The sequence below is a fragment of the Croceibacterium selenioxidans genome (assembly GCF_018599195.1).
GTDB classification, from domain to species: Bacteria; Pseudomonadota; Alphaproteobacteria; order Sphingomonadales; family Sphingomonadaceae; genus Croceibacterium_A; species Croceibacterium_A selenioxidans.
The window spans coordinates 273088-290649 of the sequence record NZ_JAHFVK010000002.1 but is presented as its reverse complement, the minus strand read 5'-3'; the positions used below and the strand labels follow the sequence as shown (position 1 = coordinate 290649).

Annotated in this window: 10 protein-coding genes; 5 read left to right on the top strand and 5 right to left on the bottom strand. The window is 63.6% G+C overall.

The features are described 5' to 3' along the window. Positions 1–21: 21 nt before the first annotated feature. From KK137_RS10190 to KK137_RS10180, 3 genes are all read right to left on the bottom strand, one after another. Complete coding sequence (locus KK137_RS10190) at positions 22–5031, bottom strand: beta strand repeat-containing protein (protein WP_214536330.1); 5010 nt, start codon at positions 5029–5031, stop codon at positions 22–24. 25 nt (positions 5032–5056) lie between these two features. Next, the gene (locus KK137_RS10185; protein ID WP_214536329.1) at positions 5057–6556 is read right to left on the bottom strand and encodes a ShlB/FhaC/HecB family hemolysin secretion/activation protein; all 1500 of its coding nucleotides are present in this window, start codon (positions 6554–6556) and stop codon (positions 5057–5059) included. A 471-nt stretch (positions 6557–7027) separates the two neighbouring features. Next, positions 7028–8068, bottom strand: a complete 1041-nt coding sequence (locus KK137_RS10180; protein WP_214536328.1) for a glycoside hydrolase family 43 protein — start codon at positions 8066–8068, stop codon at positions 7028–7030. A gap of 112 nt (positions 8069–8180) precedes the next feature. Here KK137_RS10180 and KK137_RS16610 point away from each other — a divergent pair, with 112 nt between their 5' ends. After that, complete coding sequence (locus tag KK137_RS16610; protein ID WP_338028038.1) at positions 8181–10142, top strand: alpha/beta hydrolase-fold protein; 1962 nt, start codon at positions 8181–8183, stop codon at positions 10140–10142. A 7-nt stretch (positions 10143–10149) separates the two neighbouring features. On the opposite strand, the gene KK137_RS10165 is transcribed toward KK137_RS16610, so the two are convergent. Further along, the gene (locus KK137_RS10165; RefSeq protein WP_214536327.1) at positions 10150–11721 is read right to left on the bottom strand and encodes an alpha-N-arabinofuranosidase; all 1572 of its coding nucleotides are present in this window, start codon (positions 11719–11721) and stop codon (positions 10150–10152) included. 25 nt (positions 11722–11746) lie between these two features. Then, positions 11747–13063: a sugar MFS transporter gene (locus KK137_RS10160; protein ID WP_214536326.1), complete on the bottom strand. Its 1317-nt coding sequence runs from the start codon at positions 13061–13063 to the stop codon at positions 11747–11749. Positions 13064–13110: 47 nt separating this feature from the next. Between KK137_RS10160 and KK137_RS10155 the strand changes: the two genes are divergently transcribed. Genes KK137_RS10155 through KK137_RS10140 form a run of 4 tightly spaced genes read left to right on the top strand, consistent with a single transcriptional unit; the run spans position 13111 to position 17556 of the window. Continuing rightward, positions 13111–14907, top strand: a complete 1797-nt coding sequence (locus KK137_RS10155) for an IlvD/Edd family dehydratase (RefSeq protein ID WP_214536325.1) — start codon at positions 13111–13113, stop codon at positions 14905–14907. 20 nt (positions 14908–14927) lie between these two features. Next, positions 14928–15905 (top strand): AraD1 family protein, encoded by a 978-nt coding sequence (gene araD1 / locus KK137_RS10150; protein WP_214537463.1) that lies wholly within the window; start codon positions 14928–14930, stop codon positions 15903–15905. Then, positions 15902–16834: a Gfo/Idh/MocA family protein gene (locus KK137_RS10145; protein ID WP_214536324.1), complete on the top strand. Its 933-nt coding sequence runs from the start codon at positions 15902–15904 to the stop codon at positions 16832–16834. Before araD1 ends, KK137_RS10145 begins: the two co-directional genes overlap by 4 nt. 2 nt (positions 16835–16836) lie before the next feature. Further along, positions 16837–17556: a FadR/GntR family transcriptional regulator gene (locus KK137_RS10140; protein ID WP_420829324.1), complete on the top strand. Its 720-nt coding sequence runs from the start codon at positions 16837–16839 to the stop codon at positions 17554–17556. Positions 17557–17562: the final 6 nt, after the last annotated feature.

Sequence of the window (17562 nt, the reverse complement as noted above, 5' to 3'; positions counted from 1 at the left end):
GCGTTCGCCGGCTGTCTTTCATTACGAAGGACAGCCGGCGCTCGCGCAGTCCTCGCTCGTCGTGGTGAGGCTGGCCGCCGGATCCCAGTTCAAGTTGAAGTCGAGCGACCGGGGCAGAGCCTTCAATAGCGCCGAACCCGCCGGGTCGTTCGTCGGAACCGGCCTGATCGTGAAAGTCGCGCCGTTGAAGGTCAGCACGTAATTCGGGGACAGGCTGAGCGTGCCGCGACCGATCCGATAGTCTCCGGGCGCTTCACCCGGGCTGCGCGTGAGGGCTCCGGTGAAGGCGTCGCCCGAAACCAGCTCTCCGGAAGTGATCGAATAGAGCAGGCTAGGGTCCGCCTGGCCGACTGCCTTGAATGCATCGAACGCGGTTACCGTCAGGGCTCTCGGATCGATGCGCAAGGTGCTGGTGCCAAAGGCGAACGCGTAGTTGAGGTCGGAAGCCAATGTGCCCGCGGCCGCCGTCAGGACGTAATTGCCGGCATTTTTGCCGCCACCTGTGAAGATGGGCGCGCCGGTCCAGGCATCGGCCGCGAGATCACCGTTCACAAGGCCCGCAATCATCCAGTTCGGTGTCGGAACGGTGCCGTTGTACGTGACGGTCATGGTGACCGGATTTACGGTCAGGACGGGTCGATAGGCATGGACGAAGCGGTTGCCCGCATTCGGTGCCGCGCTGAACAATCCGGTCGTGAAGTCGTAGGCCGAGCCGTAGAAGCTCTTACCGGCGAGGCCACCGAACTGGTCGCCGGAGGTCGAACCCGCCGGATCCCCGGCAGCCTGCGTGTAGATCAACCAGCGGCCCGCCGCGTTGCCCGCGGTCACCGCATCGACGCCCCGTCCGTTGGTGAACACACCGTCGGAGGCCAGGGTTACCGCGTCTCCGGCACCATCCGCGCGAACCGTGCCGGTGCTGGCGAAGGTCATTCCGCCATGAGAACGGATCACCAGGCGATCGCTGCTCGATACCGTTCCGACGATCGTCAGCGCAGCGGCGTCATTCAACAGCAATAGACCGCCGGCGTTGGCGAAATCGTCCAGCTGGGCGATCGCGTTGGCGCCGGCGAAGTTCGCTCCGCCGACCGTCTGGCCGGTAAGCGACTGGGCCGTGATAGTGCCCGCGGCCTGGTCAATCGCACCTGTCGAGCGCAAGTCCACCACCTGGCCCGCAGCGCTGATGTTATCTGTGAGGTCGTAGGAACCTGCTCCCTTGAATGCAAAGCCGCCCGAGCCGACGTCGATCGACCCCAGGTGCTGCACGCGATTGGCGCTCAACAGGGTGATGCCGGTCCCGGCCGTCGCGTTGAGCGTCACCGCTTCGACGATGGCATCCTGCGCAATGTTGCCGGCGGCATCAAGCGACAGGACGCCCGCCACCTCGATCACGTGACCCGGCGTGGCATTGCCAAAGCGCAGGTTTCCGGTTGCGGACTCAACCGAAAGGTCAGTCGCCGCAGTGGCCGAGACAATCCGGGTGTCGCCGCCGCCGAGCACTTCCGAATCCTGCTGGGCCGTCAACTGATCGACCACGAGCGCGCCGCTCGGGCCTTCGATCCGCACTCCACCACCCGTCGAACGAGCATGGCCGATGCTCTGGGACCCGTTGAGCACCTTGACACGCACACCGTCGCGGCCATCGACCAGCGACAGCTCCGCATTGGTCGTATGGTCGAGATTGACGTCGACCTGTCCGGCGCCTGCCACGGCCTGGACTGTGGTAGAAGTCCCTGCCGAGGTGACGAAGTGGCTGGCGGTGATCGCGCCCGGCGCAGCCGCACCAAGTACGACATTCCCGCCAGAGGACGTGATTTGCAGGCTGTTGGCGCCGGTTCCCGTAAGGGTAGCCGCACTGAGGGTAGCTCCTGCGGCGCCCGACACCTCGATCCGATCCAGGGCCGTGGCAGAGGCCACGTTCATGCTGTCGACCGAGGCCACTGCCTCTACAGATCCGTTCGCGGCTGTCAGCGCGCCGAGTTGGCCACCAAAGCCATCGATTAGGATCGAGCCATTATCGGAGGTCACATCCCCGCCGATCACGCTGCCATCGAGTGCCGCGATCGTTATGTTGTTGGAGTAATGGAAGTCGTTGCCGCTGAAGTCGAAATCGCCGAGCGTGTCGGTAATCGACAGGTTCTGGATGGTTCCTCCTGGACTTAGCGTGACGCCAGCCCAATCCTGCGCCGTCGCGGTGAAGTCGCCGCCGGCCACCGCGATCGAGGAGGCATCGATCGTGCCAGCGCTCGCCGACAGGACAACGTTGTGGCCGCTAACCGAACCGACCGCAAAGCCACCGGCGACGTCGACCGATGCGGTCCCGGTCGAGGAGTTGGCGCTGACCGAGGTCAGATTGGCATTGAGACTGTCCAGGAATACCCGCGCGTCACCGTTCGAAGAGGTGACCGAAACGGGCCCGGTGTGAATGGCGCGATTGGCCGCCGTGATCCCCGCTAGATTGTCGGCGCCGAGAGTGGCGGTGCCGCTCGCGTTGACTTCGACTGTGCCGCCGGAACCCGTGACATCGCGCAGCGAGGCCGCGCCTGCCAGAGCCTCGACCGTGGCGTTCCCACCGAGTGTGGTGATGTGGCCCACCAGTGCATCACCCGTTGCCGCGGTGATCGAGACGTTAGTGCCGCTCACAGAGCCCAGCTCGCCGCTGAATTCACCGGCTCCGACCAGCGTCGCGTCAACGTTCGCGACCACCTCGCCGCCCGAAGTCATGCTGAGAGCGCCGGCGGTGGTTTGGATGAACACGCCGTTCGCGGCGGAGACCGTGTCGGTGATCGCAAGGGCCTTGGCGTTGACGATCGTGACGCCGCCTCCCACCGCACTGATCGAGCCGAGGCTGTCGATCAAATTGGCTGCGGAGAGGTTGAGGCCCACACCGGCCAGGGCGCTCAACGAACCCGCCGTGACGAGCCCGCCGGTCTGCGTAATCGTGCCGCCGGAGCTGAGCGACACACCGCCTGGCGTAGTGATGTCGCCCGCCACGACCATGCTGTAGATGCTGTGGAGGGAGATGTCGCCGCTTCCACTGTTGCTCAGACCCGCGAGGATGTTCAGCCCGTTGCCGGCTCGGGTCAGGCTGATACCGTTGGCGGCCGACGCGGCTAGTGTCGTGGCCGTCAACGAGCCGCCCGTTTGAGTGATCGCTCCGGCGGCCGAGGTGAGAGTCACCGTCTGGCCAATGGTCGAACCGGTGAGGGCGAAGTCGTCTGCGTCGCTATAGGTGAAGTTGCCGAGGCCGCTATTGATCGCGCCAAGGCTGGTCACGTTGTTGCTGATCTGGCCTAGCGAGATTCCGTTCTGCGCGGCGGCGCTCAAGGTACCCGCGGTCAGCGAGCCGCTCGCTTGGCTGATCGTGCCGCTCGTCGTCAGAGACGCGTTTCTAACCGCGCTGTAAGTCCCGGTCAGGTCCAGACCCGACGATCCTGCCCACACCAGATCGCGTGATGAGCTTGCCGATCCCAGGGTCGCGTTGGTGGCGGCGGAGACCGTAACGTCACCTGCCGCAAGACCCGTCCCCTGAGTTTGTGCCGTACCCACTGCGACCGCGCCTACCGTTGAGCGGGCCAGCACGTGCGCGTCGTCCGTTGCGCCAATCCCAGTGGACCGCAAGGTCGCGCCGCTGGCCTGGATGTTGCCCGTCGCGGTGATTTCGACGTCGTCGCCGGCAAAGGCCTGATTGCTGACGGTTGCTCCGCCCGTGGTGGCGGTGACGAAGAGGTCGCGGGCGGCGGTGCCGGATGCAAGGCTGGCGGTCACGCCGGTGACCTGCACATCGCGGCTGGAGTTGAGCGTCCCCGCGGTCGCGGTTGTGGCGGCGCTGATCGTAATGTCCCCGGCCGCCACGCCGGTCCCCTGGGTCAGTAAGGTGTTGCTGGCGTTTACCGATCCGGTTGCCGAACTGAGTAGAATATGAGCATCGTCGACCGCTCCGACGCCGGTGGATTTGAGATAGGCGCCGCCCGCCGATACGTCACCGTCCGCAGTGATCTCGATATCATCGCCAGCAAAGATCCGGTTGGTTACGAACGCGCTGGTCGTACCGGTCACGAAGACGTCGCGCACCGCATCGACGGTGCTCATGAACACCTGCGGTGCGCTCAAAGTCAGATCGCGGCCCGAATTGCCGAGGGTAAGCGAGGCTGACCCGTTGCTCGAGATGTTGATGTCCCCGGAGCCCGTGGTGGTGGCGGATCCGACGGAAGTGTTGTTGTTCGAGGAGACAGTAACACCCGTCGCCCCGGTGATCGAGGTCACCGTCGCGCCCGGTCCGCCTGCGGTCACTACGGCCGCGCCACCGGTCGCGATCATTTCGCTAATGGTGATCGAGCCGCTTGTGGTGCTCACCTGAGCGGTATTGCCCTCCACGGTGCTGACGTTCAGGGCGCCGGACGACGCGCTCAAGACAACGTCCCCGCTGCTGTTGATCGAGGCGCTGGTGGCGCTGGAAATCGTCGTGATCCGGATCAGCGCGTCGGTGGCCGCGCGCAGGTTGGCGAGCGGGTCGGCCGCGCTGACGAAGCTCACGTCGCTGAGCGAAGTCCCGCGGCTGAATACGAAGCCGCCGGCGGTCATCGTCGCGCCAGGGGAGACGATTACGCCCTGCGGAGAATAGAACCAGATGTTGCCGCCGGTCGCGGCGCCCACCGTGCCGGTCACGATCCCACCGCTATCGATGGCGATCTGGCTCGTCGTCTTGTTGAGCACGATGTCGCTGGCGGCATCGAAGATGAAGTTCATCGCATCGCCGCTGCTGACGTGGAGGCTGGACCAGTTGATCACCGTTCGCGGCGCGTTGAGTTCTATCTGGAGGGTTATGGCGTCGGGAAAGGTGATGAGCGGCTGGGATCCGCCTGCCGAGACCGTGATGTTGGCGGCACTCGGTATGCCCGGCAGCGTCCCCGCCAGGCTGGGCTGGGGGAGCATCGCCGCGCCACACAGGGCCGAGCTCACCAGCAACCGGGTCAGGCGGGCCGAGGGCTTGGCGGCCGGTTGGGAAATCATGCGGATCTGAGACTGCGTCATGGGAAGCTCCGGAGATTTCATGCGGCTAGAAGACCAGGGCGGACAGCGAGACGAGAAGACGGGCGGGCGGCTCATCGCCTACGCCGAAGGGGCTGTCGAACGGCTCGGCATAAGCGACGTCGATCGCTACGCCCGGGGTGAGCTGGGCGCGAAGTCCGAACCCGGCCGAAGCCAGGTTCAGCTTGCCCGCACCGAAGCCCAGATTTGTCAGTTCGGCTGCGTCGTAGAAGACGTAGGGTCGCCAGGCAGAGCGGCCGCCTTGCAGGGGCAGGGGCACGGTGCTCAGCTCGATCGTGGCAGCGAGGGCGCGGTCCCCGGAGGCGACGGACGGATCATAGCCGCGGCCGATCGTCAGGTTGCCGACGCCGTACTCTTCGTAGGAGAGGAGCGGATCGTCGGTATATTGCCAGGCACCTACGATCTTGCCGATCACGGGGCCCGCCAGGCGCGCGCCGACTTCACCCTCAGCCCGGAACACCGTGGCGTCAGGCTTGGCCAGATAGCGAGAGGCCCTTGGATCGCCAAAGCTGCTCGCACCCAGACCGCGGATGCCTTGCCGCACTTCGAGCGCTCCCGTCATCGCGAAGGAGTGATCGGCCAGGCTCGCGGGCGCGTAGTGGCCGTCGAGGCGCGCGAAGAAGACGCGCAGGTGGTCGTCCGTCAGCGTGGCCAGGCCTCCGCCGAAGTCTACGGACTGGTCGATAAGGTCGAAGCCCGCCCCGATGTTGAGGTTGCGGCGGCCGTGGCGGATCAGGGGGTAGGTGAAGCGGACGCTCCCCGCGAAGGACGTGCCTTCGAGTTCGAGCGGCTTCAACGTGTCTCCCGGTCGGGTCCAGGACCCCGCCCCGGACAATTCCGCTGCGAGCCCATTGCCGCCGATGAAGAACCGTTCAACCACCTGCAGCACACGCTGTTCGTCGGAGGCGAGGGTCCCGTAGGCAATCACCGAAGTACGCTCACCCAGCGAGGTGAAGCTGTTGAAATCCACCCGCGCCATGGTGAGGTCGCGGCCGACCGTCTTCGAACCATAGTTCTGGGTCATTACCGAGCCGTCGACAGCATCGCGGGCGATGGCGATATCGAGATCCAGTGCGCCGTCACCGGCGGTGGAAGGTTTGAGCACCGACTGAATGGTTACGCCCGGCACGTCCGAAGCCAGCAGCAGGTAGCGCTGGGCGACGTTGAGATCGAACGGCGCCAGACCGCGCAAGTGGTTGAGGAAGCGTTCGACCTGCTTTTGGCCCGGGCCCGCATCGCCGTGATAGGTGACCGCCTCGATCCGCGCTTCGACCACCGTCAGGGTTAACCGCCCTTCGGTGATCTGCTGCTCGGGGATGACTACACTCGCGAGCACGCCTTTGCGCAGATAGAGGGCGGCCGCGCGGTCACGGATGTCGCAGACCACGCTGAGCGGCATTTCCTGGCCGATGAACTCGGCGTAAGTCGAGGCGAGGGCTTCGTCCGACAACGCCAGGTCGCCCGCTGCCGCACCGCGGAACTCCACGGCGCTGAGCTTGACCTTCAAAGGGCTGTCGCGAAAGGCGCAGGGGGCGGACTCAATACCCTTGAATAGATCGCGGCGCGGTGCAGCGGGTATCGGCGCGGCTCTGGCAGGGTCGAGTTCCTGACGGGAGGGCAATGCCACCTGGGCCGTCGTTGGGATCGCCGTGAGGCAACCGGCGACACACGAACCAATCAAAATCGCACCGCGAATGGCGCGAAGCCCCCCAAAATACCCCACGCACACCCCCGAGCGCCGAAACCTGACGCGGCCTAGTCCACAACATGGGCGGGATCAATAGACCCACGGAAACCCTGGTTTTCGCCTGTCGCCGAAGCAATGAGCCGCCCACGGCAGTCTAGCCATCCAGCTACGGCGTAGATGATCCTAAAGTTGAACCAAAAAGCTACGAATCAAAGTGAACGGCAGCTTCCCGATCCCTGAGCGTGAGGCCCACTCTTCGTCGCAATCAGCGGCTGGGCCTGGCTTCCATTCTCATGGGATTGCCAAGCTGACCCCTGCATCTGTTTGCTTAATGGGGCGGATCGCTCCGTCGTCATCGAAATGGAGATACTCGACGGCCACTGCGCGACGACCGTCGGCCCCCTTCAGGTCACCGATCGTCAGCAAGGCATCGTGGTAGAAGAAGTACCACTGGCCTTTGTATGCGATGATCCCGGGATGGATCGTGTAGCTATTTCGGGTCTCTCCCGTGATCAGTCCCTTGTAGGTCCAGGGGCCCGTCACCGACGGCGCCATGGCATAGGCGATCCGTTCGTTACCTTGCTTGACCTCGTCGATAGAGGCGTAGGCGAGGTAGTAATGACCGTCTCGCTTGAAGAGCCACGGCCCCTCGGTGAAATCCGGGAGTTGGATGGTCATGATCTCGCCGTCCAGCTCGGTCATGTTCGGCTGCAGCTTTGCCAGAAAACAGGTGAAGTGGCCCCACATGAGCCAGGGGGTGCCGTCATCGTCAATGAAGACCGTTGGATCGATGTCCTGGTCGTAGTCACGGCCCGCTTTTGTCATGCTATTGGTGATCAAGGCGCTGCCGCGTGCGTCCACAAAGGGGCCGGTCGGACTGTTCGAGACGCCGACGCCGATCGCAAAGCCGCGATCGGGCTCCTTGTGTTTCACCGGCGCATAGAAATAGAACTTCCCGTCCTTTTCAATCGCCTGGGCCGCCCAGGCGCTGTTTGTGGCGGTAGCCCAGCTAAAATCCGTTTCCCGCATCACGGGACCGTGGGCTTGCCAGACTTTCATGTCCTTCGACGAATAGACCAGCCAGTCATTCATCGCATAGAGAACGTCCCCTCTGGCGATGTCATGCGAGGTGTAGAGATAGACGGTGTCGCCAACCACCAAGGGTGAGGGGTCGGCGGTAAAAGCGTCGGTGATGATGGGGTTCGATCCTGGGAGCCTTGGCTCTCCCGCCGGTTCCGCCCGTATGCAAAGCGGGCTGAACGCGAGGACTGCGGCGAGACCGCACTGGACGATCCACTTCGCCGGCCATTTTTGGCGCTGATCGCCCGGCATTTATTACTCCCGCTTCTCACAGCGTCCTACGAGGCGCTGTTGACAACCTCCGTGAATTACTCACACAAATAATAGTTACGCACAATAACTATACCTTTTGGGGAGGAATATGGTGGCGGACCGCAGGCATTCGCATTCGATCGCTCGCCTCATCGGGGCGCGCGTCGTCGTTGTTCTCCTGGCCGTTGCGGCAGGGCTCGCCACGCCACTGGCCGCGCAGGTGAAGACCGACGAACCGCCGGTTGTGGAGGGGGCAAGGCCGGTCACGATCGAACGGGCCAAGGTTCATTCGCCAGCCATCGAGGGCAATCTCGAAGGAAACTCCGCCGACCGCGACGTGATCGTGGTTCTGCCGCCAAGCTATCGCGCCGACCCGACCCGTCGCTATCCGGTCGTCTATGCGCTGCACGGCTATTTCATCGGTGCCGAGCAGTGGATCCAGGAAATCCACGTCCCCCAAGTTGTGGAGGGCGCTTTCGCCAAGGGCGTGCCGGAGATGATCGTGGTCATCCCGGACAGCAAGACGCTGCACCTGGGCTCGTTCTATTCGAGTTCGCCCACGACGGGGGACTTCGAGACCTTCGTGGCACGCGATCTCGTCGCCTATGTCGACAGTCACTATCGCACCGTTCCCCGCCGCGAAGGGCGTGGCCTGGTGGGCCATTCGATGGGCGGTTACGGCGCGACGAGGATCGGCATGAAGCACGCCGACACCTTCGGCGCACTCTACATCATGAGCCCCGGGGGGCTCGAAGCCCGGCCGATTGCCGTTCCCGATGCCGCCTCGATTGCAGCGTTGCACCGAATTGGATCGCGCGAGGAAGGGGCCGAGGTTCCGTTTCCCGCGCGTGGCCTGCTGGCGATGTCTTCCGCCTGGTCGCCCAATCCGAAACAGCCGCCGCTCTATTTCGACCTGCCCTTCGATCGCGAGGGCAAGCCCGTGGATGAGGTGCTTAAGCGATGGAGCGCCAACTCCCCACTTGCCATGATTGACCAATACGTCCCCGGCCTGCGCCGCTACGCCGCGATCGCGATGGACATTGGCGACAAGGACCGGACGGCCGACGTCCAGGCGCTGCATGCCCGGCTGCTTGATTATGGCATCGAGAACAGCCTGGAAATCTACCCAGGGGACCATACCAATCGGGTCGGCTTCCGCTTCCAGGACCACGTCCTGCCGTTTTTCGGAAGCCATCTCTCCGCCGAGGTGGCTCCCGCACCCACGTCGCCTGAGGTCGCGGGCGACGAGGGCAGCGGACCCTATCCCGCGATCATGGAAGTCGACCCGACGCTGCCGCGTCACGTGATCTATCGTCCGCGTGATCTTGGCCCGTTCGCGGCGAAGAAACTCGGCGTCTATGTCTGGGGCAACGGGGCGTGCAGTGATGACGGCGCGAGCGTGCGCAATCACCTGCTCGAGATCGCATCGCACGGATACCTCGTCATCGCGTCAGGATTTGTCGGGGAAGAGCTCGCCCGGGTTCAAGCGGCTAGACCGGCCGCCGGACCGGGCTTGCCGCTTACCGTGCCGACCACGACCCAGGACTTGCGTGACGGTCTCGATTGGGCGTTGGCGCAGCAGGGCCGCGCCGGCAGCAAGTATCGCGGCGCGATCGACCCCGCCAAGGTCGCTGTGTCCGGCTTTAGTTGCGGAGGCGTGCAGGCCATCGAGCTGGCGACTTCGGACGAGCGCGTGAATACCCTGATCGTTCAGAACAGCGGTCTCTTTCCGCAAGGCGCGGCCCGGATTCCCGGCATGGACCTGGGCAAGGAAGCGTTGACCAAGCTGCGCACGCCGGTGCTCTATATCCAGGGTGGCCCGACCGACATCGCCTGGCAGAACGGCCGCGACGATTTCGAGCGGATTTCCCACGTCCCGATCGTCATGGTTGGCCTTCCCGTGGGCCATGGCGGAACCTACCACGACCCGCACGGCGGCGCGGCCGCAGGTATCGCGGTCGACTGGCTTGAATGGCAACTGCGCGGCAACGAAGATGCATCGCGCAGTTTCGTGGGTGCGAACTGCCGCATCTGCACTGTTCCCGGCTGGACGATCGACCGAAAGGGCCTCTAGCCGCCCCTCATTGATCGAGGGCGATCATCGCCACGGATTTGGCAGGCAGGTTGATGGTCACTTTGCCGTCGCGCACGGTGCCGCTTATCGGCTTCGGTGCTACGGTGTCAGGTGCATCGAACGTATTGATTGAGTTGACGTTGGGGGCGGTCAGGACTTCCCCTCCGGCCCGTTTCAGATCGAGGCCGGCTGCGTCGATGGCGATGGCCCGATCTTGCCTTGGGTCGAGATTGATCAACGAAAGCCACAACCTGCCCGACGTATCCCGCATCGCCACCGCATCGACCGCAGGCAGCACGATGTCGCCGTGTCGATAGCTGCCCGGATCGAAGCGTACCGGAATGAACGTCGCGTCCTGCATCGGCAGGTACATCTTGTGGATCCAATAGGTCGGCGTCAGCACCATTTTCGCGCCGTCGGTGAGAATGAGCGACTGGAGGACATTCACCATCTGGGCGATGTTGGCGCCACGGACGCGTTCGGCGTGACGGGCGAAGATGTTGAAGTTGAGCCCAGCGAGGATCGCATCGCGCAGCGAGTTCTGCTGTTGGAGGAAGCCCTGCGGCGTGCCGGGCGTTTCAGCCAGCCAGACCCCCCATTCGTCCACGAACAGCGGGACCTTCTTCTCCGGGTCATACTTGTCCATGATCGCCGAGTGCTTGGCGAGACGGCCGTCCATCTTGAGCGTGGTCGACAGGATCAAAGCGTAATCGTCTTCGCCGAAGTTGGTGCTCGGCAGGGAGGGCGGCCATTGCGGCACGGTGTAGCTATGGAGGGAAAGACCTTCGATCGACCAACTCCAGTCGCGCTCGCTCCATGCCTTCATGACCGCTTCGGTGTAGGCCGGATCGTCGTCGGTCGGGCCGACCGCAATGCGCTGCATCACGTCCGCGCCGCTCTGCTGAGCTGGGTTGTAGTTTCGCGTGAAGCGAGCGAAGCGCTTCATCAGGTCGGTATAGTGCTCCGGCCTCATGTTCCCACCGCAGCCCCAGGTCTCATTGCCGAGTCCGAGGTATTTAATTCGGTATGAGGCCGAATGCCCGTTGGCCGCGCGTTCCTTGCCGGCCGCGCTGCGCTGGTCGGCGGTCATGTAAGCGAGCCATTCGGACGCTTCCTCGAACGTGCCGGAGCCCACGTTGATCGAGATGTAGGCTTCGGTGCCGACCTGGTCGACAAAGTCCATGAACTCGTCAGTGCCGAAGGTGTTGGGCTCGATTGCGCCGCCCCAGTTGGCGTTCACCGTTGCCCGGCGCGCGGAAGGTGCGCCGATGCCGTTCTTCCAGTGATATTCATCGGCGAAACAGCCGCCCGGCCAGCGCACATTGGGAACGCGGATCGCCTTGAGTGCTTCCACCACGTCGGTGCGAATGCCGCGGACGTTGGGGATCGCGGAGTCGGGCCCAACCCACACCCCATCATAGATGCCCGTGCCAAGATGCTCGGCGAACTGACCAAAGATGTTGCGGTCGATGGTCGACCCTCCGCGGCTGGCTTCGATAGTGACACGGGTGTCCTGTGCGATAGCCTGCGTAGCGAGCGCACAAAGCGCCGCCGCACCGATCGTGAAAATCCGCCTCATCTTGTTTCCCTGTTTATGATGGCCTTCATGCTTCTGCCGGTTGCATGTCTTCCGCAGAGGCGTCGTTCGTGGGCTTCGATCCCCAAAGTGCGTACCAAAGAACATAGAGCTCGCATGCGACGGTCAGCCAGAAACTGGCCTGGAGGCCGAACTGATCTGCCAGCCAGCCCTGCACGATAACCAGCGCACCGCCGGCGATCGCCATGATAAGCAATCCCGAAGCCTCTTCTGTAAGGGGGCCCAAGCCTTTGATCCCCATCGCGAAGATCGCGGGAAACATGATTGAATGGCCGAGGCCGACCAGGATGAGGCACCACATCGCAATGGGACCGTGCAGAGTCGCCGCGCCGATCATCACAACGGTCGCGAACAAGGCGAACGCCGCCAGCACTCTGGTTGCCGGAAAGCGGCGCATCAGGAAGCTGCCGGAGAACCGTCCCACCATCATCCCGCCCCACAGCAGGATCAGGTAGTTGGCCGCTTGCGCGGGGGTGATCCCGGCAATCTCGGGCAGGATCACGAAACTGATGAAAAGGTTCGCAACGCCGATTTCGGCGATCAGATAGATAAAGATCGCAGGCACGGCGAACACCAGGTTGCGGTGCTTCCAAAGCGACAGTCGCTTGCGTTCTTCGGCATTGGCCCGGCGGGTCCCGGAGCCGAGAGTCGGGAGGCTTGAACGGGCGACCACGATGGCGATCGCGACCAGAACAACCGCCACCAATATGTAGGGCAATTGCGTGGCTTGGGCATCGGCCATGCGCTGTTCGAGCGTGATCTGGGTACCTTCCAGCGAAGTGCCGGAAACCGTGCGGCTAAGGATCAGGTAGCCGCCGAAATAGGGCGCGAAAAAAGTGCCCATGGAATTGAACGCCTGCACCAGTGTCAGACGCGATTCCGAGCTTTCCGGGGGACCGATCACCGCCACGTAAGGGTTCGCCGCGACCTGCAGCAACGCAATCCCGCAGGCGATGACAAACAAGGCGCCCAGAGTGACGCCGAACGAGGGAATTCGCGCCGCGGGAACCATCCCCAGGGCCCCGACCGCCATGACGATCAGGCCGATGATGATCGCCTTCTTGTAGCCGACCCGCTCGATCAGGAACGCAGCCGGGATCGACGCCACAAAGTAGGCAATGAACCAGACGGATTCGATCAGGGTGGTCTGCGTGTAGTTGAGTTCGAACACGCTTCTGAGGTGGGGCAGCAGGGTGTTGTTGATGACGGTGATGAAGCCCCACATGAAGAACAAGCTCGCCAGCAGAGCCAGCGACTTCCTGTACGATGCGGGCCCTTCTGCCGCGGCAGGGCTGACCACCGGTTCCTGTGCCGATCCGAACATGCATCCCCCCGTTGCTTATCTATTTGTATGAGTATATCTGGCTCTTTATGCCGTCAACTCCGGACATGAAACTTCGCTCCGCCGCCTGGTTCGACAACCCAGACAACATCGATATGACGGCGCTCTATCTCGAGCGGTATCTGAACTTCGGGATCAGTCTGGAGGAGCTACGCTCCGGTCGCCCGGTGATCGGGATCGCGCAGACCGGCAGCGACTTGTCGCCCTGCAATCGCCACCACCTGGTCCTTGCCGAGCGGCTGCGTGAAGGTATCCGTGAAGCGGGCGGGGTGGTGCTGGAATTCCCGGTCCATCCTATTCAGGAAACCGGAAAGCGGCCGACAGCCGGGCTGGACCGGAACCTCGCCTTTCTCGCACTTGTCGAAGTGCTGTACGGGTATCCGATCGACGGCGTGGTCCTGACGGTGGGCTGCGACAAGACCACGCCCGCCTGCCTCATGGCTGCCGCGGCGGTTAACATCCCTGCCATCGCCCTCTCGGTCGGGCCCATGCTCAACGGCTGGCACAAGGGCGAGCGCACAGGATCGGGTACGATCGTTTGGAAAGCTCGCGAGATGCTGAGCCGGGGGGAGATCGACGACGCGGGCTTCATCCGTCTCGTCGCGAGTTCCGCTCCCTCGACCGGCTACTGCAACACCATGGGTACTGCGACCACGATGAATAGCCTGGCCGAGGCGCTGGGAATGTCGCTTCCCGGCTCGGCGGCCATTCCGGCGCCCTACCGGGACCGACAAGAATGCGCCTATCACACCGGCCGCCGGATCGTCGATCTAGTGCGGGAAGATCTCAAGCCCTCGGACATTATGACGCGGGAGGCTTTTCTCAACGCTATCGTCGTGAACTCCGCGATCGGCGGTTCCACCAATGCGCCGATCCATCTCCAGGCGATAGCGCGCCACATGGGAGTTGAGCTCTCGATCCGCGATTGGCAGGAGCATGGACACAAGGTGCCGCTGCTGGTCAACCTGCAGCCCGCCGGCGAATATCTTGGAGAGGATTATTACCGGGCCGGTGGCGTGCCCGCCGTGATCAGCCAGCTTATGACGGCCGGACTGATCCACGAAGAAGCCATGACCGTCACCGGCAAGAGCATCGGGGAAAACTGCCGGGGCACGACGATCGAGGACGAGGCGGTCATCCGCCCGTTTGATGACCCCCTGCGGCAGGACGCGGGCTTCATAGTCCTTGCGGGCAACCTGTTCGACAGCGCGGTGATGAAGACCAGCGTGATCTCGGATGCCTTCCACGACCGCTATCTTTCCAATCCGGAGGATCCCGACGCGTTCGAAGGTCCGGTCGTCGTATTCGATGGACCTGAAGACTATCACGCGCGGATCGACGACCCGGCACTGGCGATCGACGCCAGGACCTTGCTAGTGATGCGGGGGGTAGGGCCGGTTGGTTATCCCGGCGCTGCCGAGGTGGTAAACATGCGCGCGCCCGCCTACCTTTTGCGGGAAGGCGTTCGCGACTTGCCGTGCATCGGCGACGGTCGCCAGTCTGGGACTTCGGCCAGCCCGTCGATCCTGAACGTATCTCCTGAAGCCGCCACGGGTGGCGGTCTCGCCCTGCTCCGGACGGGCGACCGCCTGCGGATCGACTTGCGCAAAGGCACGGTCGATGCCCTGCTTACCGATGAAGAGCTGGCTCAACGCCGCACTGAGCTGGAAGCGGCGGGGGGCTACGCCTTCCCAGCCTCGCAAACCCCGTGGCAAGCGATTCAGCGTGAACTCGTTGGCCAGCTTGGAGATGGGGCGATCCTCGAAGGGAGTGAGGCGTTCCAGCGCATCGCCCAGACACGCGGGCTTCCCCGCGACAATCACTGAGTCAGGCAGTGGAGCAGGCTATCATACGATCTCTGGTGCAATTCGAGGCGCACGGCGCACGCGGCCTTGCGGGCCTGGACGTTGGCGGGAACGCGCAAATCCTGTCCGGTGCGTCCACCACGCTCGATTTGGCACGGCAGGCGCTGGCGGAGGGAAAAACGCTCGCCGGCCTCGCTTCCGAACGCGGGGCCGGGGCGCTCGACCTGGCGACCGTGAGGCTGCTCACGCCCATCGACCACGCCGACCCCGCCCACCTGACCGTCAGCGGCACGGGCCTGACGCACCTTGGCTCAGCGGAAGGCCGCGACCGGATGCACAAGGCGGCCGCGGCGGGAAATGCGACCGACTCCATGCGCATGTTCCTGATGGGCGAAGAGGGTGGGAAGCCCGTCGAGGGCCAGGCAGGTGTGCAGCCGGAATGGTTCTATAAGGGCGACGGTTCCATCCTGGTCGCGCCAGGCGCGGAGCTTGCCATGCCTGCTTTTGCCGAAGACGGTGGCGAAGAGCCTGAGATTGCCGGCATCTACCTGGTAGGCGACGCCGGCGACGTGCTGCGGCTCGGCTTTGCTCTGGGCAATGAGTTCTCGGACCACAAGGTGGAGCGCGCGAATTACCTGTGGCTCGCGCATTCGAAGCTGCGGCAAGCGGCGCTTGGGCCAGAGCTCTTGCTGGGCGAGCTTCCGCCCGATGTGCGGGGTGCCAGCCGAATCTTTCGGGACGGTGCGGTGCTGTGGGAAAGGCCCTTCCTGACTGGCGAGGCGAACATGACCCACAGCCTCGCCAATCTGGAGCACCATCATTTCAAGTACGCTCGCTTCCGCCGGCCCGGTGATGTTCATGTCCATTTCTTCGGTACCGGCACCGCCTCGTTCGCGGACGGCATCGAAACTCGTGAAGGTGACGTGTTCGAAATCGAGGCCGAGCCATTCCGATTGGCGCTGCGTAACCCGCTTACCCGCAAGAGAGCAGGCGGTCTCGTCCGCACAAGGCCGCTATGACGCCAATTGTGATCGGCCTCGTCGGCTACGGAAAGATCGCTCGCGATCAACACGCTCGGGTGCTCGCGGAGCACACGGGATTTCGTCTCGCTGCGGTGGCGGATATCGCCGAGAGTCATCCTGATCTGCCGTCCTTTCCAGACATTTCGTCGATGCTGGCGGCACACCCGGACATCACCGCTGTTTCACTTTGCATGCCACCGCGCTTTCGGGCGGAGGCCGCAGAGGAGGCCATCGCAGCGGGGCGACACGTGCTGATGGAAAAGCCGCCTTGTGCCACTCTGGAAGAAGCCCAAGCGGTTGAGCGACTGGCAAGCCAGGCCGGAGTTACTTTGTTCACGGCTTGGCACTCGCAACAAGCGGCAGGCGTTTCGGCCGCGCGGGAATGGCTGGCCGATCGGTCCATTCGTTCGGTTCAAGTGGCGTGGCGGGAAGACGTGCGGGTTTGGCATCCCGGCCAGGCATGGATCTGGCAGGAGGGGGGCTTTGGCGTGTTCGATCCTGGCATCAACGCGCTGTCGATCCTGACGGAAATCGTGCCGGGCCGCCTGCGAGTGACTGAGTCCGAACTCGCGGTCCCCGCCAACTGTGTGACGCCGATCGCGGCTTCGCTGGCGTTGGAAAGCGACGCAGGCTTCCATGGCACAGCCGAGTTCGACTTTCGCCAGACGGGTCTGCAGACCTGGAATATCGAGGTGAACACGAGCGAGGGAACCCTGTGTCTCTCGTTGGGCGGAAACGAGCTCCGCATCGATGGGCGCATCGTCCCACTGGGCGCGGAGGGTGAATATCCGGCGCTCTACGACCGCTTCGCCGAGCTGATCCGCACTTCCACGAGCGAGGTGCATCTGTGCCCATTGCGGCTAGTAGAGGAAGCCTTTGACAAGGGCCGCTTCATTCCGGTCGAGCCCTTCGTGGAAGGACTATGACTATGACCATGGGAACGGCCTGCGCGGACAAGACGACGGTTGGCTTGCGTATCCACCAGGCGCTGGCGCGTGAGCTCGGGATCGCCATTCTGTCAGGTGAGTACAACCCCGGCGACGCCTTTGGCGGAGAGATCGAACAATCCGAAGCGCGCGGCATATCGCGCACGGCTTATCGCGAAGCGATGCGGATCCTCACGGCAAAAGGACTGCTAGAAAGCCGGCCCAAGGCAGGAACTCATGTCACCCCGCGCAGGCACTGGAATTTGCTCGATCCGGAAGTGCTTGAATGGATGTTCTCGGGGACACCGGACGAACGCTTCATCGTTGATCTTTTCGAACTGCGCGGTGTGATAGAGCCCGCCGCCGCTGAATTCGCCACCCTGCGACATGACGAAAGCGACCTTGCCCGAATGGATGCGGCTCTCGAGGGAATGCGCCTCCACGGACTACGCACCTTCCAAGGGCAGGCGGCGGATCAGGATTTTCATACCGCGCTGATCGATGCGACGCGCAATGAGGCGCTGGCGTCTCTTGCGTCGTCTGTTTCCGCGGCGGTTCGCTGGACCACGAGGTTCAAGCAGCAACGCCATAAACGACCTCGCGACCCGCTGCCCGAGCACGAGACGCTGCGCGATGCGATTGCCTCTCGTCAACCGAAACGGGCGCGAGTGGCGATGGAGGATCTACTGCGCCTGGCGCTAGCCGATATGCGAGGCGAATAGAGGGGG

Bases quoted from the DNA above. Each gene is read 5' to 3' on its own strand.
- KK137_RS10190 (WP_214536330.1), bottom strand. From the start codon at position 5,031: ATGACGCAGTCTCAGATCCGCATGATTTCCCAACCGGCCGCCAAGCCC.
- KK137_RS10180 (WP_214536328.1), bottom strand. From the start codon at position 8,068: ATGCCGGGCGATCAGCGCCAAAAATGGCCGGCGAAGTGGATCGTCCAG.
- KK137_RS10165 (WP_214536327.1), bottom strand. From the start codon at position 11,721: ATGAGGCGGATTTTCACGATCGGTGCGGCGGCGCTTTGTGCGCTCGCT.
- KK137_RS10160 (WP_214536326.1), bottom strand. From the start codon at position 13,063: ATGTTCGGATCGGCACAGGAACCGGTGGTCAGCCCTGCCGCGGCAGAA.
- KK137_RS10155 (WP_214536325.1), top strand. From the start codon at position 13,111: ATGCCGTCAACTCCGGACATGAAACTTCGCTCCGCCGCCTGGTTCGAC.
- KK137_RS10145 (WP_214536324.1), top strand. From the start codon at position 15,902: ATGACGCCAATTGTGATCGGCCTCGTCGGCTACGGAAAGATCGCTCGC.
- KK137_RS10140 (WP_420829324.1), top strand. From the start codon at position 16,837: ATGACCATGGGAACGGCCTGCGCGGACAAGACGACGGTTGGCTTGCGT.